A 23670-nucleotide genomic window follows, 5' to 3' on the forward strand; every position below is an offset into this window, starting at 1 on the left:
GTCGATCTATGAATGTTATTTGGATGTCGTGCCATGGTCCTCAATGGTCTAGTTGGGGAAGTCGGCGTTCCCGGCACGTCGGATCGGCGGCGACGAGACGGGTCGACGTCGCGTCGCGCCGCAGCGCGAGAGTGACGAGGACACGCCGCCGTCGAGATCACGATTCCATAGCCCGAAGGCCCCCTCGCCTGCGATTATCTACGCCTGGCCGTCACCATCGCGGTCACCGTTGGGCATCGGGCCGGAGCGCTCGGGAAGCTTTCGTGATGACCGAGTTAACCAGGAGATCGTTTCGTTATCTTTCCTGCGATTTGGGGGATTTATTGGCCCTTCCGGCGGTTGACATTCGCCTGGAATCGGACGAATCTCTATGTCGCAATTCCATAATTCTTGGTCCTTACCGGCGAGGAGCGCTTCATGACTGCGACGGTTGTCGTTGTTGGTGGTGGGTACGGCGGTATCGCCGTCGCCCAATCATTGGACGCCGACGCGGACGTGGTTCTCATCGACCCCAAGGACGCGTTCGTCCACAATGTGGCTGCGCTGCGAGCCGTCGTCGATCCGACCTGGGCCGACCAAATGTTCTTTCCCTATGAGACATTGCTGAAGAATGGCCGGGTCGTGCGGGACTGGGTGGTGTCCGTGGACCGCTGGGGCGTGCGGTTGGCGTCCGGGGTCTCCATCAACGCCGACTACATCGTGCTCGCCACGGGTACGACGTATTCGTTCCCCGCGAAGGTAGACGAGTTGCAGTCCTCGGCGGCGAAGATGCGCTACCACGTCCTCACGCAGGCGCTCTACGGCTCGGGCCGGGTTCTGCTGCTCGGTGGTGGCCCCGTGGGCGTCGAGCTCGCCGGGGAGATCAAGACGATGTGGCCCGACAAGGACGTCACGATCCTCGAACCGGCGGCGGACATTCTGTCACGCAGTTTCGTCAAAGGCTTCAAACGCGATCTCGCGGCGAATATGCGCGCCGAGCTTCATCGCCAGTTGGAGGCAATGGGCGTTCAAGTGATCCTGGGCAGTTCGCTCAGTCACCAACTGCCGACCGTCGCGGGAGAAGCGCGGACATTCACGGCGACGACTTGGGGTGGACGAAAGATCACCGCCGATATCTGGTTCCGTTGTTTCGGCCGCCAACCGGCGTCGGGAATGCTGTCGTCCGGTATCAGTAAAGCCCGTCGTCCGGACGGATATCTCAGCGTCACCAATGAGTTGCGGCTTCCGCGTCAGGAAACGATTTTCTCCATTGGCGATGTCGCCGCGACCGACGGCATCGACAGCGCCGTCGTCGCCATGGAGCAGGCCGAAGTCGTCGCCAATAACATTCGCGCGCTGATCAATGACAAGTCCGCCGCGCTCCAGTCCTATGAGGCGACTCAGCCGATCTTCCTTGTTCCATTGGGTCCCAAGGGAGGCGTTTCGTACAGTCCGGATGTGGGGCTCCTCGACGCGGAGACGACCGCGATGTACAAGGGCAATGACCTCTTCACCGGCAAGTATCGCGAGATCTTCGGCCTGACCGATTGACCTCCCCACCCGGCCCCGCGCAATAGAATCGCCCGTTATGACGACGCGCGAACGGGAACTGATCGAGCCGGTGGACCTGTGCCTTCCCAACGGATGGTTGAATCCCGCCGCGATCGGGTGGAGCCGTCGTCCGCTGCATCGCGCCAATCTGCGCGGTTGGGGCCGTGTAAAGCGTTGGGAGTATTGGGGAATCGTGACGCCGACGCACATCGTCGGGATCGTGGCGTCGTCCTTGGACTACGCCGGGTTGCACGGCGTTTACGTGCTCGACCGACTCACCGGGACCGAGGTCGTCAAGAAGGACGTCGTCGTGCCGTTGGCTCGGGGGACGGCGCAACCCGAGCGTTCCGGTGCCGGCCGTGTCGTCGCGCGGGGCGGGGGTGTGGAGATCGTGATCGATCAGGACGCCGCCGGCACGTCCATCGTGGCGACGGCCCCCGGTGTCGACATCGGTCTGGACGTGCCCCTGCCGGACGGCTGGGAGTCGCTCGGCGTCGTCATTCCCTGGGGCCCGCGTCGGTTCCAGCTCACGGTCAAGGACGTCGGTCGACCCGTCAGCGGCACCCTGCGGTTGAACGACGAGGAGTTCACGGTCTCCGCCGACGACTCGTTCGCGGTCCTCGACCACGGCCGAGGCAAATGGCCGTACTCGGTGACCTGGAACTGGGCCGCCGCATCGAAACCGGGTGGCCCGTCGCTCCAGTTCGGTGGCAAGTGGACCGATGGCACGGGTTACACGGAGAACGCGATCGTCGTCGACGGGCGCTTGCACAAGATCGGCGAGGAACTCGTCTGGGAGTACGACCGTGCGGAGTGGACCCGACCGTGGCGGATCCACGGCGAGCGGGTCGACGTGACGCTGGAACCGTTCCACGAGAAGGTGTCCCGCACGAATCTGGGAGTCGTCGCCAACGAGACGCACCAGTGCTTCGGCGAGTTCAACGGCCGTGTGCGCACCGACGACGGCGTATGGGTCGACGTCGCCGGGCTCACCGGTTGGGCCGAGGAGGCCAGCAACCGCTGGTGAGCCATGGCGGGGCGGACGCGGAACCGGCCCGACACAGTGCCGTGATCCAGAGTAGGTCCACCGATTGCGGACAAATGTGTACTTAAGGGATGGATCTGTTCGTCTGGTTTCCGTGTCCTGCAACGGTTGTCACATAGTGAGACAATCGGCGCACGACATTTCCAGGAATGTACAACGCTGGATGGAAGCCGCATGACTGAACCGACGCCGCGCACCCCCCTGTCCGCTCAACGCCTCATCAGCGAATCCATCGCGCCCACCCTCGCCGAGACTCCCACCCACGCCCGAACCGACCGGCCCCTGCTCGTGCTCGCGGCACCGATCGGGAGCGGAATGTCCACCGCGTTCCACATGACCGTGCGAGCCTTCCGACGCAGCCCCTGCACCGTCGTGGACGTCGGGACCGTCCCGCCCCCGCAACGCAGCGACTCCGGCAAGGGCGGCGTTCTGGAACTGCTCGCGATGATCGTCGGTGGACTCAGCACGCACCAGAAGGCACGCCGTTTCGGCGCTCGTCGATTCACGGCCTTCCAGGTGTGCTTCGCACTGTTGACGGACATGGCCCTCGACCTGCGCGGCCCGGATCGGCACCGGAGACTCAACCGTTTCCTGCGCGAACTGTTCTTTCTACGCCTGCACTCGGTGGAGACCCGCCTTCGAGGGCTCGGCGACACCACCCCGACGGCGCTCCCGGGCTGGCTCTCGATTCCATTGTGGCTCGGCGACCTTCTCCTTCGGCTCGCGGTCTTCCCGATGTACCTGCTGTGGCGACGGAAGATCCAACGCAGCTTCGACGAATGCCGACGGTTCGGCGAGTCGTCGCTGACGGGGCGCCTCGCCGAGCTGTGGCAGTCCCACGTGGACAACACTAGGGTCGAGCACGCCGAGGCGCTGCTGTGCGAGGTCCTGCTCGCGGACCTGGAGAGGTACGCCCGTCGGTACCCCCGTGGCGCGGCGAGCCTGGTCATGGTCGACGGCGTGCGGTTCGACGAACCCAAACATCCCTCGGCCCGTCTCATGACCTGGCTGGCGGAGATCCACGCGAACCACGCCGACCGGTCGGGCTGGGGGCCGCTCATCGTCCTCGCCTCGACGTCGGACGAGGTGGACACCATCGGCGGACGCGCCTCGACGATCGACGAGGTCCTGGCCGATTGGACCGCCAGCACCAAGGGCGCCGGCGACGCCGGAAGCGTGGCGAAGTGGACACTCAAGATGCGGTTGCCCGGCTTGACCCGTGACGACTTCCGACGCATCGCCGGGCCAGGCTACGTCGGCCCCTTGGACGATCGCACGATCGACTGGGCGCTGCGCATGGCGGCGGACCGCATCGAGGACGTGCACGCCATGGCCTCGGCGATGGCCGCGCACCCGGACGCCCGCCGGGCGGTCGACAACGACGAGGTAGGCCGGGCCACGCTGGTGTCGGCGCTGGCGGGAAACCCGGAGCTGGCCGCCAGAGTGCGCGGCCAGACACCCCCGGCGCGGAGTCCGGGCACATCCCGCAAGATGCGCGTAGACGTCCGACACGAGCGGGTCGACCGCAGCGGCGTGTTCCGTCCACGAGTGACGGTGTACCAGTGGCGACGCTGGATCGCTTACACGGCAATGGGACTGGCGGTCGTCGTCCCAGCCGCGGTGACCGCCTTCCCCTGGGTCGACAGGTACTTCGGCACATGCGGCGGCGACTTCGACGTCGTCCATGCCGGTCCCGACGACGAGTGCGTCGGTGTGACCGACGGTTCATACGTCTTCGACAGCGGCATCGCGGAAGTCACCCGGCTGATCAAGAAGGAGAACGACTGGGTCGCGTCGAACGACAAGACCTCTAATGTGGTCAGTGTCGCCTACATGGTTCCGATCGACGTCAGCGACGAGCGAGTGGACGACGAGGCGATCCGACATCAGCTTCAAGGCGCGTACCTCGCTCAACGGGAGGCCAACCGCAACAGTCTCAACCAGCGACGGACGATGATCCGCCTGCTCATCGCCAACACGGGGAAGGACGGGCGACAGTGGAAGCCCGTCGTCGAGGATCTGGTGTCCCGCAAGGACAACCCGCCCGACCGACTGATCGCCGTCGCCGGGCTCAATTCGAGCTACACGCCCACGTTCGCGGCGATGAGCAGCCTGTCCGAGCATGACATTCCCATGGTCGGTTCCGTGATGACGGCAGACGACGTGCTGTCCGAGATCGGTTCCGCGTTCCGGGTGGCGCCGGACAACACGGACGAGGTCCAAGCCCTCGTGGACTACCTGCACTCCGATCGCGAGGTGGGGACGGCGATGCTGATCCGCGACACCAACCCCGAGGACCCGTACTCCACGACACTCGCCGCGGCCTTCACCGAGCTGTTCCCCGACCCGGAACACGAGATCGTCGCCGAGCAGGTGTACGACTCCTCGCACGCGGGAGTCGTCGAGAGCTTCGCGAACATGGTCGGGAACGTCTGCTTCGAGAAGCCCGACGTCATCTTCTTCGCGGGACGGGGGACACTCGACCTTCCCGACCTGGTCACCGAGTTGTCCCAGCGGAACTGCCACTCGCGGCCGATTCGGATCGTGACCGGTGACGACGCGTCCCACTTCCCCGACATGCCAACGATGCGCGACGTCGTGGGGAAGGGCAACCTGTCCATCGAGTACGCCGGCCTGGCGCACCCGGACCAATGGGAACCGGGCGTCGACACGGGCGAACTCGAAGAGAACGAGCTGCTGCGCCACCGCTCCGCGATGGCCGAGTTCGCGAAGTCGTACGAGGACTACTTCGGAAGCCGCGACCGTCTGATCGACGGCCAGGCCATCATGTCCTACGACGCGGTGACCCTCACCGTCGAGGCGATCCGACTGTTCGACCTGAGTAGTCCCACGGCGGGCTCGCTACAGAACTCACTCCCACAGCTCGTCGGTTGCAGCGCCGCACTCGGGCTGACGGGCCGCCTCGCCATGACCGAGTCCGGGGACGTCGACAACAAGGCGATCCCGATCCTCACCTTCGACAGCGCCGGTTCCCCGAGAGTGACGAGTGTGACGTGGCCACAGCGAAACCCGACCCCCATCCCCGACGACTGCTGATTCGTCACTCCCGTCGTCGTTGAGCGAAGGAGCGCAGCGCGCGGAGGAAGTCGACGTGCCGGAATGCCGGCCAGTAGACGTCGCAAAAGTACAGCTCTGAATGGATCGACTGCCACAGGAGGAAACTGGACAGTCGGCGCTCGCCGCTGGTGCGGATGATCAGGTCCGGCGGAGGCTGTTGCCCGGTCTGTATGTGGGCGGCGATGTCGGCGGGCGTGAGACGCTGCGCCAGCTCGTCGATGTCGGTGCCGGCGGCCGTCTCGGCCTCGATCAGCGAGCGCACCGCGTCCGCGATCTCCTCGTGGCCGTCGTATCCGATCGCGATCGTCACGTTCTGCCGATCGCGGTCGGCGGTCGCGTCGCGAGCGGTCTTGAGCGCGTGCTTCGTCGAGTCCGGCAGGGCGTCCAGGCGACCCGCCAGGTGCAACCGCCATGGGTTCCCTTGGCGTGTCAGGCGTGTCGTGACGACCTCCTCGATCATCCGCATGAGGAAGTCGACCTCTTCGCCGCCCCGTTTGCGGATGTTGTCCGAGGAGGCGACGTAGACCGTCACATGCCGGACCCCGATTCGCTCACACCAGCCCAGCACCTCCTCGACGTGTTCGGCGCCGCGACGGTGGCCCTCGCTCGGATTGTCGTATCCGGCTTCTCTGGCCCAGCGCCTGTTCCCGTCCATGACGAGCGCGACGTGTTCGGGAAGCCGCTCCGCGTCGAGCCGTCGGGTCACGGCGGCTCCGTACACCCGATACACCCATCCCGGAATCCACATCGCTCGACGATATCCCGATTCGCCCTTCGTGGCATGTCAGCCGCACACGGCCGCCATCTCGGCTCGACTGCGCGTCATCATCGCCGTGAGCGCCGCGAAGTCGGTACCGGGAGGAAACGGTGCCGCCGCGATGAGATCCCGGGCGGTGAAGTCGCGACTCAGCCAATCGCGGAGCGCCAGCACATCGTCGGACTTGCCGTTGGCCATGTCGGATCGGATGTCAGCGGGTCGTACGGTGCGGTACTTCGTCGAGTCCCCACCCGCGGCTTCGAGTGACGCGTGCCGAACCAGACAGGCGTAGCAATATCCACAGTTGGCGAACGGCTCCTTCCGGTATGACTGCGGGCGCGAACAAGTCACGGTTTCGGCCAGTTGCTCCAATGTGGCCGCGCCTTGCTCCAGCGCCGCGCGGCACACCTCGCCTTTCGTCATGAGCGCGTACGGGTTGTGCACGTGATGCGGACTCCCGACGGCTGTCAACAGCGTGTTGATGAGGTGCAGTGTTGTCGGATGCACAGACTTCGTCATGCACGCGCCCGGACGGGAGGCGGTGAGCGGCGGATTGATCGCCAGAAAACCGTTCTCCGGTACGGAGAGCCGGCTCACCCCGTTTCCGGAGCACACGAGCAGTCCCGCCGCCATGAACAGCAACGCACGGGTTCGTTGAGTTGACTCGTTCGGGTACTTCTTGTCGAAGCGGTGGACTTGAACGAGAAACGACGCTGGTCGCACATGCTCTGCCAGAAGTGGACGCAATCGCTTGTGCAGACCGTTGAGCCCCGGAGGGTTCGAGTGGCTGACCACCACGGTTGGTGAGGCGGTGGTGTTGAGCGCTTCCATCGCGAAGCTCACCGAATCGAGTCCGCCGGAGTACAGCGCGACCCGTTCGACCGGTTCGCCTAGCAGGTTCGGCTCCCACACGGTGCGTGTTGTCTGGCGAAATCGCAGCTCCCACCGGTCCGAGGAGACGAAGCCCAGCAACCGGACCAGTGTGGACATGACTTCGGGATCGTTCCACGTGTCGGGTCGCAGCACCGGAATGTTCAACGACAGGGAGCGCGTCCAGCCGTCCGGCGCATTGCGCTTTCGAGTGATCCACATATCGCTCAAGTAGACCGAGGAGATGATCGTGTACAGGTCCTCGATCTCAGGAGCAGGGGTGTCCACGATCGAGCCTCGGAAGTGGCGGTAGCTGTGCACTACGCGTCGGCCACGGCCCGGCTGTGGACTCGGTTGAAACGGCGCAGCAACCCACGTCCAGCCCTGCGGCACCCGGGTCTGCTCCCCACCGAAGTACAGCTTCACCTGATTGGTCATGCCGTGTCCTCCGGTCCGGTCTCACGACCCTCGATAAGGTTGGTGATGGCGGTTTCAGCCAGTTCACTGCCGCGACGCGCCACTGCCACTGTGTCGGAATCCGGTTCCCCGCACGGGTTTGGCAGCAGCCGTGCGACCCGTTCCACGGCCCAGGTTCCGAGCTCCGTCCGCAATACCACGCTCGCGACGCCCGGCAGAACGCTTTCGCACATGAACTGCAACAGCACCTCCGTCATCACCTCCACATGAAACAGTTGATAGAGCTGACACAGGAAGCCGTCGCCCAACGGCTCACCATTGTCGACGCGTGCTCGTGCGTCCACATCCACCTGTTCGACGGTGGTGACGAGCGCCCGTCTTACCGCCGCGCCATGGATGCTGTCGTTGTCGCCACACACCGCTGACACGAACTCCGCGAGTGCCGCCTCGTCCGTTGGCCATTGCCGCGAGCCTGTGTCGATGTCGGCGAGGGCCTCGCATAGACGGGTGGTGGTGTCGGCCGTCGAGGAGATGACGGGCTCGGCGATGGAACGGTGGTTCTCGGTATTGCCCATCGTGTCGCACAACCGGTCCGCCTGCCGTCGTACCTCGTTGGAGAGGGCGGCATCATCGCCCACCGCGCCGAGGATCGCTGTCTTGAAGCGTCGCCGGGATTGCCAGACATATCTCGTCGATGTTCCCAAGGCAGTCCTCCCATCGGTGGGCCGCTATGCCGATCGGGACAGTGTCTCAGTCCAACACGGACACTGGTGTCGTCTTGCTGACACCACGAAGAGTGGAGTCGTGCTATCGCGGACCTGGCGCGGACGCGGTCCGGCCACAGTCGATCACCCATTCGTGCAAGTCACCCTCCCCATTTGAACGATGCAAAAGAGACACTTCGGCGTATTGATCGACATTGCCTGCGCGCATTAACATTCGGGGTGCAACGGGATGCTCAACACGGAAATATCCATTCAGGTCGACTGGTTCCCGCGGAAAGGGGAAGCGTTTCGGGCCGGCGATCTGTACAACACGGGAAGAACCACGTGAAATATAGAATTCTCGGGCCATTGGACGTCAGCATTCGCGGACACCAACTGGTCCTCAAAGGCGTACGCGGACCCACTTTTCTGGCCTCGCTGCTCGTCAACGTCGGTCGGGTCGTGTCGATCGAGCGGATCGTATCGACACTATGGAGTGATGAACCGCCGGCGACGGCGTGGCATCAAGTTCTCAATCTCGCATCGGGGATGCGGCGTGCACTGGAGCGGGCCGGAGCGCCCGGCACGCTGTCGCGAACCCAAGGCGGTTACCGCATCTCGGTCGACCCCGAGACCATCGATGTGGTTCAGTTCGACACCCTCGCGGTGACTGCGCGGCGGCTGGTCGCGGACGGTCGACCGGACGCCGCCGTAGCGGCGTTCGATGAAGCGTTGGTGTTGTGGAGGGGCCCGGCGCTGTCCGGTCTGCGAGGTTCCCTGGTCGACTCGGCCGCACAGACGATAGAGGAGCGTCGGCGGGTCGTGATCGAGGAACGCGCAGAGGCTCAACTCACGCTGGGTCGCTATGAGGAGGTGATCAACTCCGCTCGGGCGCTGCTCACGGAAGAACCATATCGACAGCGTGCGGCCGGCTTGCTGATGCGTGCGCTTCATCATTGTGGACGAACTCCGGAAGCGCTCGAAGTCTACGGTGAGGTGCGGTCACGACTTGTCGACCAGCTCGGCCTAGAACCGGGTGCCGACCTCCGGTCAGTGCACAAGTCCGTGCTGGAGCCGGTGAAATCCGAGACCGTTCGGTCGTCATCGCGCATCACGGTGCGGGTCCCGGCGGAGCTTCCCGCAGATGCTTCCGGCTTCGTCGGTCGAAGCGACCTGCTCGCCGAGGTCGGAACCGGGTCGGCCCTGATAGTCGGCCAAGCCGGGGTGGGTAAGACCGCCCTGGCGGTCCACTGGGGTCATCTTCACCGGGAGCGCTTTCCCGATGGCCAGTTGTACGTGGACTTGCGCGGCTACCACCGAGACGTGCCCGTGTCACCGTGTGAAGCGCTCGCTCGGTTCCTGCGCGCACTCGGGGTCGACGACGGCTCGGTTCCGGCCGGGGTCGAGTCCGCGACAGCGCTGTATCGATCGCTCCTGTCGGATCGTCGGATTCTCGTCGTCCTCGACAATGCCGGTAGCGCTGAACAGGTCCGCCCCTTGCTGCCCAGCGGAACTGGGGCCCGGGCCCTCATCACCAGCCGAATGACGCTCTCCGGTCTCGTCGCCAGAGAGGGAGTTCGATTGACCTTTCTCGATCCGCTGAGTCACGAAGAATCACAGCGGCTTCTCACCGGACTAGTTGGGGCCGAACGGATCCGAGCGGACCCGGACGCCGCACGACAACTCGTCGAACTGTGCGGGCGGCTTCCGCTGGCGCTGCGGATCGCGGCGGCGAACTTGATCGGCGATCCCGCTCTGCGGCTCGGCGATCATGTCCTGGCGCTGCGGTCGAATCGATTGGCGGCGCTCGCCATCGACGGTGACCCGGAGGCGACCCTGGAGTACGCGTTCACGTTGTCCTATCAGCGGCTGACCGAACCGCAACGACATCTGTTCCGTCGCCTCGCGCTCCTGGCTCGGGCCGACTTCACGGTCGGGGCGGTGTCCGCCATGACCGGGGAACCGGAGCTCGTGACGGCCCGCCTGCTTCAGCAACTGCAGCGCAGCAACCTGATCGAGCGGCGTGGTACCGGTTCCTTTCGCATCCATGACCTGATGCGGGCCTTCGCCCACAGCAAACTCGCCAACCGGGATGTCGTGGCGTCGGGTCTGACGCGGGACGATCCGAGGTCGTTGACGGTGAGCCTGCCGTAGAACGCCGAACCGCCGGTCTCGCCCCCCATAGGAGGCGAGACCGGCGCACGATTCGCATGAGTCGGTGGTTCGGTCGAGGATCTACTCGCCGAGCGCGGTGGCGCCCGCGATCTCCTCGCGAATCATCAGCCCGTTCAGCGCCGACGCCGCGCGGGCCGCGTCACCTGCCGCGATGATCACCTGAGCCGAGGGGTCGGTGACGTTTCCGGCAGCCCATACCCCGGGAACGCACGTTCTACCGATCCGGTCGGTGACGACCCGGCTTCCCATCGGAGGCGAGCTCTGCACCTCGGCGCCCAGTTTGACGAGCAGGTCGTCGTTGGCGATGGCCGAGGGGGTGACGAAGAGGACCGAGCAGGGGACAGACCGTCCATTCGCCATAGTCAGGCCAACGAGTCGATCATCCTGGATGTCAAGCCCGGCGACGGTCCCGGGAACCACGGACACCCCGCGTGCGGCGAGGGCCGCGTGTTGCTCCCGCGTCGGTTCGTAGGAGTTCGAGAACAGGCGAATGTCGGGTGCCCACTGCTTGAGCGTCATCGCCATGTCGACTGCCATCGCGTTGACCGCTAGCACACCGACCCTCTCGTCCCGTGCCTCCCACCCATGGCACATGGGACAGTGAACGACGTCCACTCCCCACCGTTCGGAGACACCCGGAACGGATGGGAGTTCATCGTGGAGTCCCGTGGTGACCATGAGCTGCCCGGCCGACAGTTCGCGGCCGTCCCCCAAGGTCACCTTGAAGCCCTGGTCCTGCGGTCGGGCATCGACGGCGACCCCCTCGATGAAGACGCCGCCGTACTGTCGGATCTCGGCCCGCCCGCGGGCGAGGAAGTCGGCGGGCGAGTCCCCGTCCCGGCCCAGGAACCCGTGCAGACGGGTCGAACGCGCGTTGCGTGGTTCACCGGCGTCGATGACGACTACGCGTCGTCGAGCGCGAAGTAGGATCAACGCGGCGCTGAGGCCCGCCGGCCCCCCTCCGACGACGGCGACATCGTACCGTTCCATTGTCGAATCAGTCATATAGCTCTCCACTTCGGATATACCCCATCATCATGCTTCGCAGGACCTGAGGCGACGGCGAAACTAGCGGCCCGTCTTGATCGGGACGTCGGCGTCCGAGGCGGTCTCGGTGGCGCCGTCGTCGTTGAGGACAGCCGCCGACGGCAGTTCGCGAACCCGTCGCAGTCGGCTGGAGAGCATGATCACGGCGACGAGGACCTGGCCGCCCGCTCCGATCCAGAGCGTCGTCGGAACGGTCAGGAGCTCGGCGAGAACACCCGCCACCAAGGCTCCGACCGTTACCGCGCTCCACACGGTGACCTGGATGGTCGCGTTCATCCGGCCATTCAGCTCGGGCGGACACAATCGTTGGCGCACACTGACCTGCGCCACGCGATACACCACCCCAAGTGCCATGGCGACGCCGTTCGCGACCATCGCCATCCACAGTCTCCAGTCGGCCTCGGCGAAGGGGATCGCCAAAGCGGCCAGGCCACTGAACAGTGCCGCGAGGCAGGCCGTCGGGCCGTGTCCGAAACGGGCGGTGAGGCGGGTGGTGAACAGCGACGCGACCACCGCCAGGCCACCCGCGACGGCGTACGTGACACCCACGATGACCTCGGTCTGTCGGAGGTTCTGCGTTAGCCAGACGACGAGCATCGCGTTCACCATGACGTTGAAGAGCGCCAACGCGGCGGTGCTGGTCACGATCACCCGCAGCGTGGGTTCGTTCACGACGAAGCGGAGGCCTTCGGCGATCTCCTTGCTGAGTCGGCGATCGGGAGAGCGCTTCGGTTCGGGCTCGACGGCGCGGATGCGTCCCTTGAGAACAGCGGAGGCGAGGAAGGACGCCGCGTCGACCACGAGCGCGATCGGGGCGGCGAGCCACTGGATCAGAAAACCTCCGGCGGCCGGCCCGACCACATTGGTGAGAGCCCCGCCGGTCTCCATGGCCGCGTAGCCCTTGGTGAGATCGTCCCCCTTCACCAACAGGGACACATAGCCCACGTTCGCCGCTCCGAAGAAGATCGACGCCACTCCGGTCAGGACCGCGACGACGTAGAGTTGTCCGATCGTCAGCACGCCGAGCCAGGTCGCGATCGGGACCGACAACAAGACCACGGCGCGGACCAGATCGGTGACGATGAGGACCGTGCGCTTGCGGACACGGTCGATCCAGGCTCCGGCGGGAAGGCCGATCACGATGAGCGGCAGGGTGCCCATGGACGTGAGCAGGCCGATCTCAAACGCCGTGGCATCCAATATAAACAGAGCAATCAGGGGCAGCGCGATCATCGTCACGGCGGATCCGAGACCGCTGATCACGAACGCCATCCACATGCGCCTGAAGTCGGCGTTCAAGGCTAGAATCGATTCACGCATCGGTGCCTTTCGGGTTCGTCGTCATGGCATCGCGCAGCTCATCAACCAAGGGGTCGGTCGCGTCGACGTTCGCCAATGCCGATGAGAAGTCGTTCATCGCCTCGGTGTGCCGCCCGACGGACTTCAGGGCGAGTCCGCGATTGAACCGGATGACGGGGTCGTCCGCCAGCTTGAGCGCGGCATCGAGGTCTTGGATCGCACCAAGGGCATCACCGCGATCGAAGCGGACGGTCGCCCGGTTGACCCAGGCCGCCGACATCTCCGGATCGGAATCGATGGCGCGAGTGAGCAGACGCTCGGCTTCGGTCAGATCCCCCACGGCGCAGGCGACGAGGCCGCTCGTGCACAATAGGCGCGGGTTGTCGGGATCGAGACGCAATCCTCTGGTCAAGTCCTCACCGGCCCCGTCCATGTCCTCGAGGTCGTACCGCAGACTCGCCCTGTTGACGATCGCGTCGAGATAGGACGGGTCCATCACGAGAGTGTCGTCCAGATCAGACAAGGCGCGTTCGCTGGCGCCGACGGCGAGGAGCGCGTCGGCACGGTTGTAGTAGGCCTCGGGAAACGGTGGGCTCAGCTTGATGGCCGTGGTGTAGTCGGCGATCGCCTCGGCGAGCCGACCCGCGCGCCGGTGCACCGCCGCGCGATCGAAGTAGTACTCACCGTGGTGCGGGTCCAGTTCGATCACCTTGTTCAGATCATCGAGCGCCCGTTCGTCACCCAGGGCGACGTGCAATTGGGAACGGTTGTGCCACAGTCTCGCCCGGTCGAGCGGTCGTTCATCCGGTTCGAGTTCGTCGTCGAGTGTGCTCAGGCCCCTGTCGACGCGAAGAAGGGCGAGTTCGTGGTCGCCGGCCCGCGTTTCGAGAAGTGCCAATCCCTGATCATTGAAGACCACGGCGATGGCGCGCTCCTTCGCGCCGGGGAGCGTTCCCGCGAAGGCGATCGCCTGGTTGACCCAGGCGCGCGCGACCGTAGCGTCCCGGCGGTCGCGATCGGGGTGTCGGGCGTGGAGCATCGCCGTGGAGTACGCCGCGGACATGTGGGCGGTCGGGGAGATCGTGGAGCTTCGCGCTTCGTCATAGACGGCCAGCGCCTCATCGGTGCGTTCGAGGACACCGAGACTGGTTCCCAGGCTCGTCGTGAACGCCCACCAGTTGGCGTGGTCTCCGTCCGGTGTGGTGAGGCTGAGACCCCGGCGACACAGGTCTACGGTCGCCTCGTAGTACCCACTGAACAGGCAGTACTCCATCGCGGTGCGCAGGGCGGACACGGCGTCGGTGGTGGAGCTGCCGTGCTCCCGGTGATACGGAATCGCCCCGAGCTTCCACATCCACCGGTCCTCGGCGCTCAGTTGTTCCGCCCGCGCGTCATGCCAGGCGGCACGCTCGGACGCGGGCGCGGCCCAGTAAGCGGCGCGCAGGGCAGGGTCGTTCCGGGTGCCGTCATGCTGGACATACGTCCGGGCGAGCGCCCGGGCCTCGTCCGGATCGGTCGGGACCCCGCGCTCGTCCCCGGTCGGTGCGTCGACGCGGGTGGCGTACGTCGTCAGTGCCTCGCCGAGCTCGACGGGGGCCGCCGTCGAGGTGCCGATCCGCAGTTCCAGGACCGCCGGATCCACTCGGCGAAGGAGTACCACGAGCATTTCCCTGGTCACCGGGTCGGCCATGTCGACATTGTCGAAGCACACCGCGGCCGGGGCGTCCCAGGTACGAAAGAGCTCGGCCATGCCATGCGCGAGATGCCGAGTGCGCACGCGAGGATGGAATCGGATCTGAGCGTCCGAGACCGCGAGCGACGTCAATGTCTCGTGTCGAGATGGAATCATGCCGCGAAGGTCCCTGGCCACGCTCAACAAGGCGATCTCGTGTCGGCCGACCAACTCAGGGTTCGCGGCTCGCAACCGGGGCGCGACCTGAACGAGGAACTCCGACACCCCGCCGTACGGTCCGCCCTTGCGCGCATGGCAGTCGAAGATCCCGATGAGCGGCGGACCGGTCATCGACGTCGCCTCGCGATGCCGCGATGTGGTCGACTGCGAGATGATCCAACGGTGGCGAGGCGTCATGGGTTCTTCCTTCCGGTCACACGTGGAGAGCGGGGTGGCGACGAGGAATCCCGTCGACACCCCGCTCGGTTCGGCTACTCGTAGCAGCAGGCACACCAGCAAGCGATGTCGCCCGCGGTGCGGGTCGGGCCGATCTTGCGTGCGGAGATCTTCTTCATGTTCCCCCCTCTCAAGGGTCGTGATGGATGACGTCCCGCGGGCTTCGATACGGGGGGCGAAGCCCGCCGGACGTATGACCAGTGTCTGGGACGGTCTCACAACGCGGTCATGAAAATCTCACAATCGTGTTGTGCGCGAACGGATGTCGACATTCGGCGTGCTCATCACCGTGCCACCGAGTGGCCTCGGTCGTTCCGAAACCGGCTCGGTCGGCCGAAACGGAGGAGACCCATATGGACATAGGTGTCGTCTTCGGGGGCTCGGCGCCGAGCCGTGGGCCGGCCGGGGCTGCCTCGCCGCTAGAGCAGTGCCCGCGACGACGACCGCTCGCCACGGTCACCGTCATTCATCGCCGTGGACGCCGATGGCCCGACCGCCGAACACCCACGCCCATACCGCGTGGGGCGCGCTGGTGCCCGAGCGTGTTGTGACAACCTGGGGGCATGAATCGGCTGGTGGGCGCACTTTCTCCGTATTTGCAGCAGCACGCGGGGAATCCCGTGGACTGGTGGCAGTGGGGGGAGGAGGCACTCGCGGAGGCGAGGCGGCGAGACCTGCCGGTGTTGATCTCCGTCGGCTACGCGGCCTGCCACTGGTGCCATGTCATGGCACATGAGTCCTTTGAGGACGATGAGGTGGCGGCGAAGATCAACGCCCTGACCGTCCCCGTCAAGGTCGACCGCGAGGAGCGCCCCGACGTCGACTCGGTCTACATGGCGGCGACCGTCGCGATGACCGGCCAAGGTGGATGGCCGATGACCGTCTTCGCGTTCCCCGACGGGACTCCGTTCTACGCCGGGACGTACTACCCGAAGGACCAATTCCTCCGCCTACTCGACGCCGTGCACGACGCGTGGACGAGTCAGCGCCCACAGTTGACGGCCCAAGGCACGGCGATCGTCGAGGCGTGCGCCAGCTCCGGCCCGCCGCTCGCCGACGTCACCCAGGTCTGCCCGATCGACGGACCGTGTCCTCCCGTGTCCCCGGTGGATGAGGCGGATCTGCTCGCGGTCCTACCCGCGCTCGACGCCGCCTTCGACGAGCGAAACGGCGGATTCGGCCGCGCGCCGAAGTTCCCCAACCAACCCGCGCTGGCATACCTCGCCCGGTTGCACGACCACAATGGCGATTCACGCGCACTCGAGATCGCGGAGACCTGCGCCCGGCGGATGGCCCGTGGCGGCATATACGACCAGCTCGCCGGCGGCTTCGCTCGATACAGTGTGGACTCAACGTGGACGGTCCCGCACTTCGAGAAGATGCTGTACGACAACGCGCTGCTGCTGTCGACGTACACCGACCTGTATCGACGGACGGAGGACGACTTCTTTCGCCGCGTCGCCGAGGAGACGGCGCGCTTCGTCATCGACGACCTCGGCACCGACAACGGCGGCTTCGCCTCCGCGTTGGACGCCGACACCGAGGGCACGGAGGGCGCCACCTACGTGTGGACCCCCGAGCAGTTGACCGACGTCCTCGGCGACGACGACGGCGCCTGGGCTGCCGAGACCTTCGGCGTCACATCGGATGGAACCTTCGAACACGGCACGAGCGTGCTGCGGCTGCTCGGCGAACCCGATCCGGCGCGGCTCGCGGACGTCCGCGACCAGCTGGCAGCCGCGCGCCGGGGCCGCCCACAACCGGCTCGGGACGACAAGATCGTCGCCGTCTGGAACGCCTTCGCCGTCATCGCGCTCGGGGCGTACGCGGAGGCGACGGGCGACGAGTGGGCCGACTCCGCCGCCGATCGCGCGGCGCGGCTCCTCGCCGACCTGCACGTCGACGGTGATCGCCTGTACCGGGTGTCGCGCGACGGCCGACGTGGAGACTCCGCGGGGGTCCTCGAGGATTACGCCGCCACGGTCCTCGCGTTCGCGTCGAGGGGCACCCGCTCGGCGGGGGACGACGCCGACCACTGGTTCCGCCTCGCCGACACGCTCGCGGAATCCATGACCGCCCGGTTCACCGCCGACACGGGCGCCTTCTTCGACACCGCGCACGACGCCGAAGCGTTGGTGCATCGACCGAGTGACACCAACGACGGCCCGACGCCGTCCGGTTGGGCGCTCGCGGTCTCGGCCCTGAGCGGTCACGCCGTGTGGGCCGGGGAGCGCGGCGACTCGGACGCGGACCGTTTTCACGACACCGCCTGGCGCGGCCTGGCGGCCGTCGTTCCCGCGATCCGGCAGCAGCCGCGTTTCACCGCGGGCCTGGCGACCGCTGCGTTCGATCTACTCGTCTGATCGTCGCCGCGACGAAACCCGATCGTCGGCGGGGCCCACGAGAACGACGGCCGCCTCCCGTGGGGAGACGGCCGTCGTCCGATGAACGAGAGACGAAGCCGTCGAACTCGAGGTCGGCGCCACGCCGTCGGGTCGATGAAACGTGTTGACACGCAACCGAATCCCGATGTCGCCGAGCCGGTCGAGCAGCTACGGCGACTCTATTCGTGGTTGTAGGAACGACGTCGCAGGACGCGAAGCGCGATGACGCCCGCCGCGATCGCCCCGGTACCGACGAGAGCGATCGTCGCGGCCGGAGCGCCCGTGATCGGCAGGGTCGGCCCGGCGTCATCGGGTTTCGGGGACGGCGGCGGAGGCGAGGACGCCTCGTCCTCTGCGTAACTGAGTTCGAGCGTCGCTTCGGCGAAGGTGATGTTGTGCTCGCTGGGAGCGTTGCCGATGCTGAACGCCTGGACCGCCTCGGTCTGGTCGTCGTGCTCGGGCTCGGGCAGGACGCCCGTGCATTCGATGATGAAGGTCTGACCGGGAACGAGCGTTCCCACCTCCGCTCCGCATTCGGAGAACATCGGCGGAGCCGACAGCGGCAGGTAGGTGATCTTGCGGTCGTGTGTGTTGGTGACCGTGATCGTCGCGGTGATGGCGTCACCGACCTTGCCGACGTCCGGGGTGGCCGTCGCCGTCAATGTGGTCAGTTCGTCCGCGGAGGCGACACCCGGTGCGGCGAGTGTTGCCAGGAGAGAGATTCCGGACAGGGCGAGGAACTTACGGATCATGTCTGTATTGCTCCCGATTGGGCATGACGAAGCCGAAACGGAGACCCCCCGACGGCTATTGGCTTCAGAGGGCGCCCCATCGGCGACAGTTCGGCTGAGTCGGCACTGGAAGCGTCCATCGGCTACGTTGTCGAACCGCTTGGCCGCGCTTCATCACGCCAGAAGCGTTGCCAACGCCGGTGTGCGGACGACTCTCCGCCTTGCCGATCGACGCCCCGGGGCGCGCCTCGCGAGTGCTGAGGTAACGGGGCGTTCTCTTAGGGAGACGATTGTAGTAACAAGGCCTCCGTTGAGTATCCGTCGGGGTGCTAAAAGTGACGGTTCGATGTGGTGGCTCGTGCCCTCCCCGACCGTTCCGGCGTCGTTCCGGCGATCCGATCGAGCTCGGCTCGCGCGGCCGTCCTCAGTCGGCGAGGTACTGCCGGATGCCGACGTCGAGCGCGTCGGCGAGTGACTGGCGGAAGTCCGGGTCGGACAAGAGTGCCGCGTCGTCGTGGTTGCGCATGTTTCCACATTCGACCATGACCTTGGGAACGGTCGTCAGGTTCAGCCCGCCCATGTCGGACCGGGGGTTGATGCCTTCGTCTCCGATGTAGTCCGACGCGGGCATGTCGGTCTCGGCGGCGATGGCGTCGGCGAGGTCGAGGGCGAGTTCGTGCGACGGAGCGACGACGTCCTCGTTGTGGCCGGAGATCGCGACCGGTTCCATGATGTGGAAGCCGCGTCCGTCGTCGGGGCCGCCGTCGGCGTGAATCGAGATCGCGACGTCGGCTTCGAGATCGTTGGCGACCGCCGTGCGTTCGGTGATGCACGGGCCGACCCCGGAGTCGTCCGGGCGGGTGGTGACGACGGTGGCGCCCGCCTCACGCAGGGACTCGGCGAGTCGGGTGGCCACGTCGAAGTTGAACGCGTGTTCGGCGTATCCGTCGTCGGTGGTCGTCCCCGTGGTGTCGCAGGCCTTCTTCCCGTTGGCGACGTCGACCTGTTCGTTGATCAGTTCGGGGTGGTCGACGTTGCCGCCGTTGTGCCCGGGATCGATGACGATCGTGACGCCGGTGAGGGGGCCATCCTGTTCCTGGGCGGCGACGGCCGTGGACTTCGGGGTCGGCGGGGTGTCGTTGTCGCAGGCCGACACGACGGTGAGCGCCGCGAACAGGAGGAGGATGGCGGCACGGTTGCGGGGCGGCCGGGCGGGAGCGGTCAGGAGTGCTGGGGACATCTCCTAGACCGTATACATGTGGGGCGAATCGTCGTCGTCCCCGGCCGAACATCCAGCGTGTCGGTGTCGGGGTGATCACTGAACGCAGTCCGGCCACAGTTCGGCCATTATGCATTGATTGTCATGAATGCTGAACTGCCTGGTGATGAGGCTTCTAAACATATATGGATGCAGTTTCAATAATGATATCCGCGGGATTATGGCCGTCTTATATGGTTCGTCCATAGTGGTGACGGCATGATGGGGTGAACCTCGTGATTCCGTGGCCTGGATCACTTTACCGTGGCTTAACACCAGGCTTGACAGGATCGCGTCGCGCCCACGATGTATTGGAGTCCCCCGATGTCTACTGGCAAACCTCGTAGGACACTGCGAGCCATCATCAGTTCCACGGTGCCGAGGAAATGGCGAGTCGCCATGATCGCCACCGTCGCCGTGGGTGCCTTGGCCGCGGCCCCGCTCGCGGTGGCACAGGCCGCCGAGCCCGCGAAATCCGACCAGGCCAGCACCGACGTCTCGGTGACGGCCCGTCCCGCGTTCAAGCTGCCCTTCCCCGGCGGGCAGGTGTGGTCGGGGCAGACCCGCACCAACCACAGTCCTCGCCTGTCGATCGACTTCAACCGCACCAATGACGACGGCGACCCGGTGGTGGCCAGCGCCCCCGGAACGGTCTCCGTCGTTCGGGACCTCGGTGGATCGAGCTACGGCAAGTACGTCGTCGTCGACCATGGTGGAGGATGGCAGAGTCTCTACGCTCACCTGAAGAGCTTCTCCGTCTCCGTCGGCCAGTCCGTCAACTATGGAACGAAGATCGGCGCGGTCGGCACCACCGGCGGTTCGACCGGACCGCACCTCCACTATGAGCAGAAGAGTGGCGGCAGCGCGGTGGAGATCTACTTCGACGGCGCGAAGGCTCTCTACTTCGGCACCAAGAACTACACGAGCACCAACGGTGCCGCCAGCAACCCGTACACCCCCAAGGAGGTCTGCGGAGCGAACTACACCCAGATCAACTCCGCGACCCTGACGGCTGACGGCAAGACCGTCGGTCGGGTGTATCTCATGTACTACAACGGCAAGAACTGCGTGGTCACCCTCAAGCTGTCGAACCTCGGCAAGGCGACCGCCACCTCCGCCTACCTGGAACCGCAGGGCGGCACCCGAGGAACCGACAGCGGGAACTTCACGTATTACGCGGGGCCCGTGGTCAAGTCCGCGGCGGCCACCTGCGTCAAATGGGGCGGTTCCGTCGGCGGCGCCTCGTTCAACAGTCCTTGGCAGCACTGTGGATAGCTGATTTAGCTTTGCTATGGGATGGCGCCGCCACCGGTCAACCGGTGGCGGCGTTTTAGCGCCCGCGTCACGGACGGTCCGTTCACGACCGTGACGAACCTGAACGAAGCCGGTTCCGTTGTCCGGCACTGCTCCTCAACGTACTGCAGACCTCGAAGCGACCGCCATTAGTCCTCAGTGGCCCGAAGTCGCGTGTTACGGGCGCCTTGAGTTCGCTCGGGCCGGCTCGGCGGGTCCGCTGTGGCGGCACCGGATTCGCCGTCGACCGCGCCGTCGCACCGCCGCATCGTCGAACCGTCCGCATGTGACACCGGCATGCGGATCCTTCGCCGACCTGTCGAGTGACGCCTCGGCCCGCGTCAGGCGACCTGAGATGACGAGGCGGCGTCCATTCGTCGAAATGAAGTCCATTATCCTTGCGCCGCAATCGATCTCGCGGCGTATGTCCACATCAACGAGGCATCCGACGTGTCCGTCTTCCTGTCGTGGTCCGCTTGCGAATGGACGCGCGGGACACCTTGAAATCCCATCTGTATTGACACCAATCGATCACTCTATATCGTTTCGATGACGATTTGAGTTCGAATCGTGTTGTAACGGCCCCGCTGCCTGGAGCGGTGCCGATTCGGACGAAATGCCCCACATCGAATGCGTCGGAGGGTCTTGTGGGATCCGCTCGGTACGTATAGGTTCTGATACCGTGCGTCGACTCCCCCCGATCGCAGCGGCGCTAAATGTGTCTACAGTAGTGTGTTAAGGAGATCAATGCGCTTCAAGATGGGAACCGCCGCAGCAGCCGCAGCGGTGCTACTCCTTGCCTCAGCGTGTGTGTCCGAATCTGACGCCCCCGACGCCGCCGACGACAAACTCGTGGGTAAAGGCACCGGTGATGAGTGCGTCATCGACAGCCCCGTCAAGGTCGGTCTCGTGCTCAGCCTGACCGGTGGCGCGGCCTTCGCAGGCGAGTACCAGCAGCAGGGTCTCGAACTCGGCTTCGAGGAGCTCGCCGCCAAGGAAGGCGTCAAGTACGAGGTCATCACCGAGGACGACGAGACGACCCTCGACGTGTCGATCGCCGCCACCGAGAAGCTCATCAACCGCGACAAGGTCAGCGTCCTCGTTGGACCGACACTGTCCAACCAGGCCTTCTCGACCTTCGAAGACGCGCAGGAGGCCGGTGTCCCCGCACTGGGCATCTCCACCACCGCCGAAGGCATCACCGAGATCGGTGACTACATCTTCCGTGACTCGCTGCCCGAGACCGAAGCGCTCGCGGCGAGCATCCCTGCCGCCAAGGACGCTCTCGGTCTGAAGTCGGTCGCCATCCTCTCCGACTCCGCCGACGAGTTCACCGCCTCGGCCTACACCACGATGATCGAGGTCCTCAAGAGCGAGGGCATCGAGGTCGTCGCCGACGAGAAGTTCGAGACCGGTGACGAGGACTTCCGGTCCCAGCTGACGAAGGTCAAGGAGGCGAACCCGGACGCCGTCGTTCTGTCCGCGCTTCCGGGCGCGACGATTCCGCTGGTCAAGCAGGCCCGTGAATCCGGCATCACCGCGCCGATGATCGGTGGCAACGCGTTCAACTCCCCGGTCATGATCAAGAACCTCGGCGACGCCGCGGAAGGCCTGATCGTCGGTGGCGCGTGGAGTGACGCCCTGGAGAGCCAGGGCAACGCCGAATTCATCGCGGCCTACACCGAGAAGTACGACCGCGCCCCCGACCAGTTCGCCGCTCAGGCCTATGTCGCCGCGCAGCTGATCGACCAGGCCGTCCGGGCCGACTGCGACGGCAACCGCGAGGCGATCAAGGACAACCTCGGTCAGATCATGGAACTGGAGACCATCCTCGGTCCGCTGTCCATCGACGAGGAGGGCGAGGTTCACCAGGAGCCCGTCGTCCAGATCATCAAGGACGGCAAGTTCGAGATCCTGAAGTAACACTGGATCGATCGTCGTCCCCTTCCCCCGGATGACGTCCGGTCCATCTCCTCCGCGAGACGGACGATGACGGGTGGTGCGCCGCTTTACCGGCGCACCACCCGATTCCGGCAGCACCGTCCCGACCCGCGTTAACTCTAATTTGGAATGAAATGACGCAACAACTCGCCAACGGCTTGTTCTCGGGCGGGATCTACGCGCTCTTCGCGATCGGGTTCACGCTCGTCTTCGGCATCCTGCGCCACCTCAACCTCGCCCACGCCGCGGTCTTCACCGGCGGGGCGTTCGTCGGCATCGAGCTCGTCACTCGGCACGAGATCTCAGTCTGGCTCGCGTTTCCCCTGGTCACACTTGTCGGCGCGGTGCTGGGCGTGCTCCTCGAGCGAGCAGCGTTCCGCCCCCTGGCCGGACGCAACGACGAGCACTTCGCGGGCCTCATCTCGTCGGTCGCCTTCGGCGGGATGATCCTGGCACTGCTCCAGGCGCGATACGGCACTGAACCGGCGACCTTCCCGGTCGAGGCCTTCCCGAACGAGGTCTTCACCTTCGGCGGCATCACGGTCAGCCTCGCCCAGTTGACGATCCTCGGCACGGCACTCGTGCTCATGTTGGGGCTCGCGTGGCTCGTGTCCGCCACCCCCCTCGGTCGCGCGATGCGCGCCGTCGCCGAGAACCCGCGTGCCGCTCGCGTCGTCGGGGTCAATGTCGAGCGGGTCACCGCCGGGACCTACGCGCTGTCGTCCGGGCTCGGCGCGGTCGCGGGCATGCTCATGGTCTTCAACGTCGGCCAAGCGAACCTCGCGATGGGACTGTCCATCGAGTTGACCGGCTTCGCCGTCATCATCTTGGGCGGCATGGGATCGCTGTGGGGCGCCATGATCGCCGGGCTGATTCTCGGCCTCGCCGAGGCACTGACCGTCCACTTCCTCAGCTCCTCGCTGAAGGACGTCGTGGCGTTCGGGCTGCTGTTCGCGATCCTGCTGCTGCGGCCCCAGGGACTGTTCGGAACGATGAAGACGCGGGTGGTCTGA

At 65.7% G+C, this 23670-nt stretch carries 16 protein-coding genes; 8 read left to right on the plus strand and 8 right to left on the minus strand.

Annotated elements, in window-relative coordinates:
* Positions 1 to 417: 417 nt before the first annotated feature.
* From ACM9NP_RS11350 to ACM9NP_RS11360, 3 genes are all read left to right on the plus strand, one after another.
* Entirely contained in the window at positions 418 to 1530 is a 1113-nt protein-coding gene (locus ACM9NP_RS11350; protein WP_415646621.1) for an NAD(P)/FAD-dependent oxidoreductase, read from the plus strand.
* Between the two features lie 37 nt (positions 1531 to 1567).
* Positions 1568 to 2557, plus strand: coding sequence for a DUF2804 domain-containing protein (locus tag ACM9NP_RS11355; RefSeq protein WP_415646622.1), 990 nt, complete (start codon positions 1568 to 1570; stop codon positions 2555 to 2557).
* A 192-nt stretch (positions 2558 to 2749) separates the two neighbouring features.
* Positions 2750 to 5632: an ABC transporter substrate-binding protein gene (locus tag ACM9NP_RS11360; RefSeq protein ID WP_415646623.1), complete on the plus strand. Its 2883-nt coding sequence runs from the start codon at positions 2750 to 2752 to the stop codon at positions 5630 to 5632.
* 4 nt (positions 5633 to 5636) lie between these two features.
* Here ACM9NP_RS11360 and uppS read toward each other — a convergent pair whose 3' ends face one another.
* From uppS to ACM9NP_RS11375, 3 genes are read right to left on the minus strand one after another with little or no spacing between them, the layout of a single operon-like run.
* The gene (gene uppS, locus ACM9NP_RS11365) at positions 5637 to 6401 is read right to left on the minus strand and encodes a polyprenyl diphosphate synthase (protein ID WP_415646624.1); all 765 of its coding nucleotides are present in this window, start codon (positions 6399 to 6401) and stop codon (positions 5637 to 5639) included.
* A gap of 36 nt (positions 6402 to 6437) precedes the next feature.
* Complete coding sequence (locus tag ACM9NP_RS11370) at positions 6438 to 7718, minus strand: 7-cyano-7-deazaguanine synthase (RefSeq protein ID WP_415646625.1); 1281 nt, start codon at positions 7716 to 7718, stop codon at positions 6438 to 6440.
* A complete protein-coding gene (locus ACM9NP_RS11375) occupies positions 7715 to 8335 on the minus strand; it encodes a hypothetical protein (protein ID WP_415646626.1) in 621 nt (206 codons plus the stop codon). The genes ACM9NP_RS11370 and ACM9NP_RS11375 overlap by 4 nt, the downstream gene beginning before the upstream one ends.
* Before the next feature lie 411 nt (positions 8336 to 8746).
* Between ACM9NP_RS11375 and ACM9NP_RS11380 the strand changes: the two genes are divergently transcribed.
* Positions 8747 to 10555, plus strand: coding sequence for an AfsR/SARP family transcriptional regulator (locus tag ACM9NP_RS11380; RefSeq protein ID WP_415646627.1), 1809 nt, complete (start codon positions 8747 to 8749; stop codon positions 10553 to 10555).
* An 81-nt stretch (positions 10556 to 10636) separates the two neighbouring features.
* Here ACM9NP_RS11380 and ACM9NP_RS11385 read toward each other — a convergent pair whose 3' ends face one another.
* From ACM9NP_RS11385 to ACM9NP_RS11395, 3 genes are all read right to left on the minus strand, one after another.
* Positions 10637 to 11581, minus strand: coding sequence for an NAD(P)/FAD-dependent oxidoreductase (locus ACM9NP_RS11385; RefSeq protein ID WP_415646628.1), 945 nt, complete (start codon positions 11579 to 11581; stop codon positions 10637 to 10639).
* Between the two features lie 63 nt (positions 11582 to 11644).
* Positions 11645 to 12943 (minus strand): MFS transporter, encoded by a 1299-nt coding sequence (locus tag ACM9NP_RS11390; protein ID WP_415646629.1) that lies wholly within the window; start codon positions 12941 to 12943, stop codon positions 11645 to 11647.
* Positions 12936 to 15011 carry a tetratricopeptide repeat protein gene (locus ACM9NP_RS11395; RefSeq protein WP_415646630.1) on the minus strand — a complete coding sequence of 692 codons (2076 nt, stop codon included), beginning with the start codon at positions 15009 to 15011 and terminating at the stop codon, positions 12936 to 12938. The genes ACM9NP_RS11390 and ACM9NP_RS11395 overlap by 8 nt, the downstream gene beginning before the upstream one ends.
* A 602-nt stretch (positions 15012 to 15613) precedes the next feature.
* Between ACM9NP_RS11395 and ACM9NP_RS11400 the strand changes: the two genes are divergently transcribed.
* Positions 15614 to 17413, plus strand: a complete 1800-nt coding sequence (locus ACM9NP_RS11400) for a thioredoxin domain-containing protein (RefSeq protein ID WP_415646631.1) — start codon at positions 15614 to 15616, stop codon at positions 17411 to 17413.
* Positions 17414 to 17613: 200 nt separating this feature from the next.
* Here ACM9NP_RS11400 and ACM9NP_RS11405 read toward each other — a convergent pair whose 3' ends face one another.
* Together ACM9NP_RS11405 and ACM9NP_RS11410 are read right to left on the minus strand one after the other, a co-directional pair.
* Positions 17614 to 18186, minus strand: a complete 573-nt coding sequence (locus ACM9NP_RS11405) for a hypothetical protein (RefSeq protein ID WP_415646632.1) — start codon at positions 18184 to 18186, stop codon at positions 17614 to 17616.
* A gap of 403 nt (positions 18187 to 18589) precedes the next feature.
* Positions 18590 to 19405, minus strand: a complete 816-nt coding sequence (locus tag ACM9NP_RS11410) for an N-acetylmuramoyl-L-alanine amidase (RefSeq protein WP_415646633.1) — start codon at positions 19403 to 19405, stop codon at positions 18590 to 18592.
* A 342-nt stretch (positions 19406 to 19747) separates the two neighbouring features.
* Between ACM9NP_RS11410 and ACM9NP_RS11415 the strand changes: the two genes are divergently transcribed.
* The 3 genes from ACM9NP_RS11415 (at position 19748) to ACM9NP_RS11425 (ending at position 23670) form a co-directional block, all read left to right on the plus strand.
* The gene (locus ACM9NP_RS11415) at positions 19748 to 20698 is read left to right on the plus strand and encodes a M23 family metallopeptidase (RefSeq protein WP_415646634.1); all 951 of its coding nucleotides are present in this window, start codon (positions 19748 to 19750) and stop codon (positions 20696 to 20698) included.
* Between the two features lie 765 nt (positions 20699 to 21463).
* On the plus strand, positions 21464 to 22639 hold the full coding sequence (locus ACM9NP_RS11420; protein WP_415646635.1) for an ABC transporter substrate-binding protein: 1176 nt from the start codon (positions 21464 to 21466) through the stop codon (positions 22637 to 22639).
* 152 nt (positions 22640 to 22791) lie between these two features.
* Positions 22792 to 23670, plus strand: a complete 879-nt coding sequence (locus tag ACM9NP_RS11425; RefSeq protein ID WP_415646636.1) for a branched-chain amino acid ABC transporter permease — start codon at positions 22792 to 22794, stop codon at positions 23668 to 23670.

The sequence above is a fragment of the Stackebrandtia soli genome, assembly GCF_965137155.1.
GTDB lineage: Bacteria > Actinomycetota > Actinomycetes > Mycobacteriales > Micromonosporaceae > Stackebrandtia > Stackebrandtia soli.

What these genes read in the sequence shown, in the direction of transcription:
- ACM9NP_RS11350 (WP_415646621.1), top strand. Translation starts at nt 418, where the DNA reads ATGACTGCGACGGTTGTCGTTGTTGGTGGTGGGTACGGCGGTATCGCC.
- ACM9NP_RS11355 (WP_415646622.1), top strand. Translation starts at nt 1,568, where the DNA reads ATGACGACGCGCGAACGGGAACTGATCGAGCCGGTGGACCTGTGCCTT.
- ACM9NP_RS11360 (WP_415646623.1), top strand. Translation starts at nt 2,750, where the DNA reads ATGACTGAACCGACGCCGCGCACCCCCCTGTCCGCTCAACGCCTCATC.
- uppS (WP_415646624.1), bottom strand. Translation starts at nt 6,401, where the DNA reads ATGTGGATTCCGGGATGGGTGTATCGGGTGTACGGAGCCGCCGTGACC.
- ACM9NP_RS11370 (WP_415646625.1), bottom strand. Translation starts at nt 7,718, where the DNA reads ATGACCAATCAGGTGAAGCTGTACTTCGGTGGGGAGCAGACCCGGGTG.
- ACM9NP_RS11385 (WP_415646628.1), bottom strand. Translation starts at nt 11,581, where the DNA reads ATGACTGATTCGACAATGGAACGGTACGATGTCGCCGTCGTCGGAGGG.
- ACM9NP_RS11390 (WP_415646629.1), bottom strand. Translation starts at nt 12,943, where the DNA reads ATGCGTGAATCGATTCTAGCCTTGAACGCCGACTTCAGGCGCATGTGG.
- ACM9NP_RS11395 (WP_415646630.1), bottom strand. Translation starts at nt 15,011, where the DNA reads ATGACGCCTCGCCACCGTTGGATCATCTCGCAGTCGACCACATCGCGG.
- ACM9NP_RS11400 (WP_415646631.1), top strand. Translation starts at nt 15,614, where the DNA reads ATGAATCGGCTGGTGGGCGCACTTTCTCCGTATTTGCAGCAGCACGCG.
- ACM9NP_RS11405 (WP_415646632.1), bottom strand. Translation starts at nt 18,186, where the DNA reads ATGATCCGTAAGTTCCTCGCCCTGTCCGGAATCTCTCTCCTGGCAACA.
- ACM9NP_RS11410 (WP_415646633.1), bottom strand. Translation starts at nt 19,405, where the DNA reads ATGTCCCCAGCACTCCTGACCGCTCCCGCCCGGCCGCCCCGCAACCGT.
- ACM9NP_RS11415 (WP_415646634.1), top strand. Translation starts at nt 19,748, where the DNA reads ATGTCTACTGGCAAACCTCGTAGGACACTGCGAGCCATCATCAGTTCC.
- ACM9NP_RS11420 (WP_415646635.1), top strand. Translation starts at nt 21,464, where the DNA reads ATGCGCTTCAAGATGGGAACCGCCGCAGCAGCCGCAGCGGTGCTACTC.
- ACM9NP_RS11425 (WP_415646636.1), top strand. Translation starts at nt 22,792, where the DNA reads ATGACGCAACAACTCGCCAACGGCTTGTTCTCGGGCGGGATCTACGCG.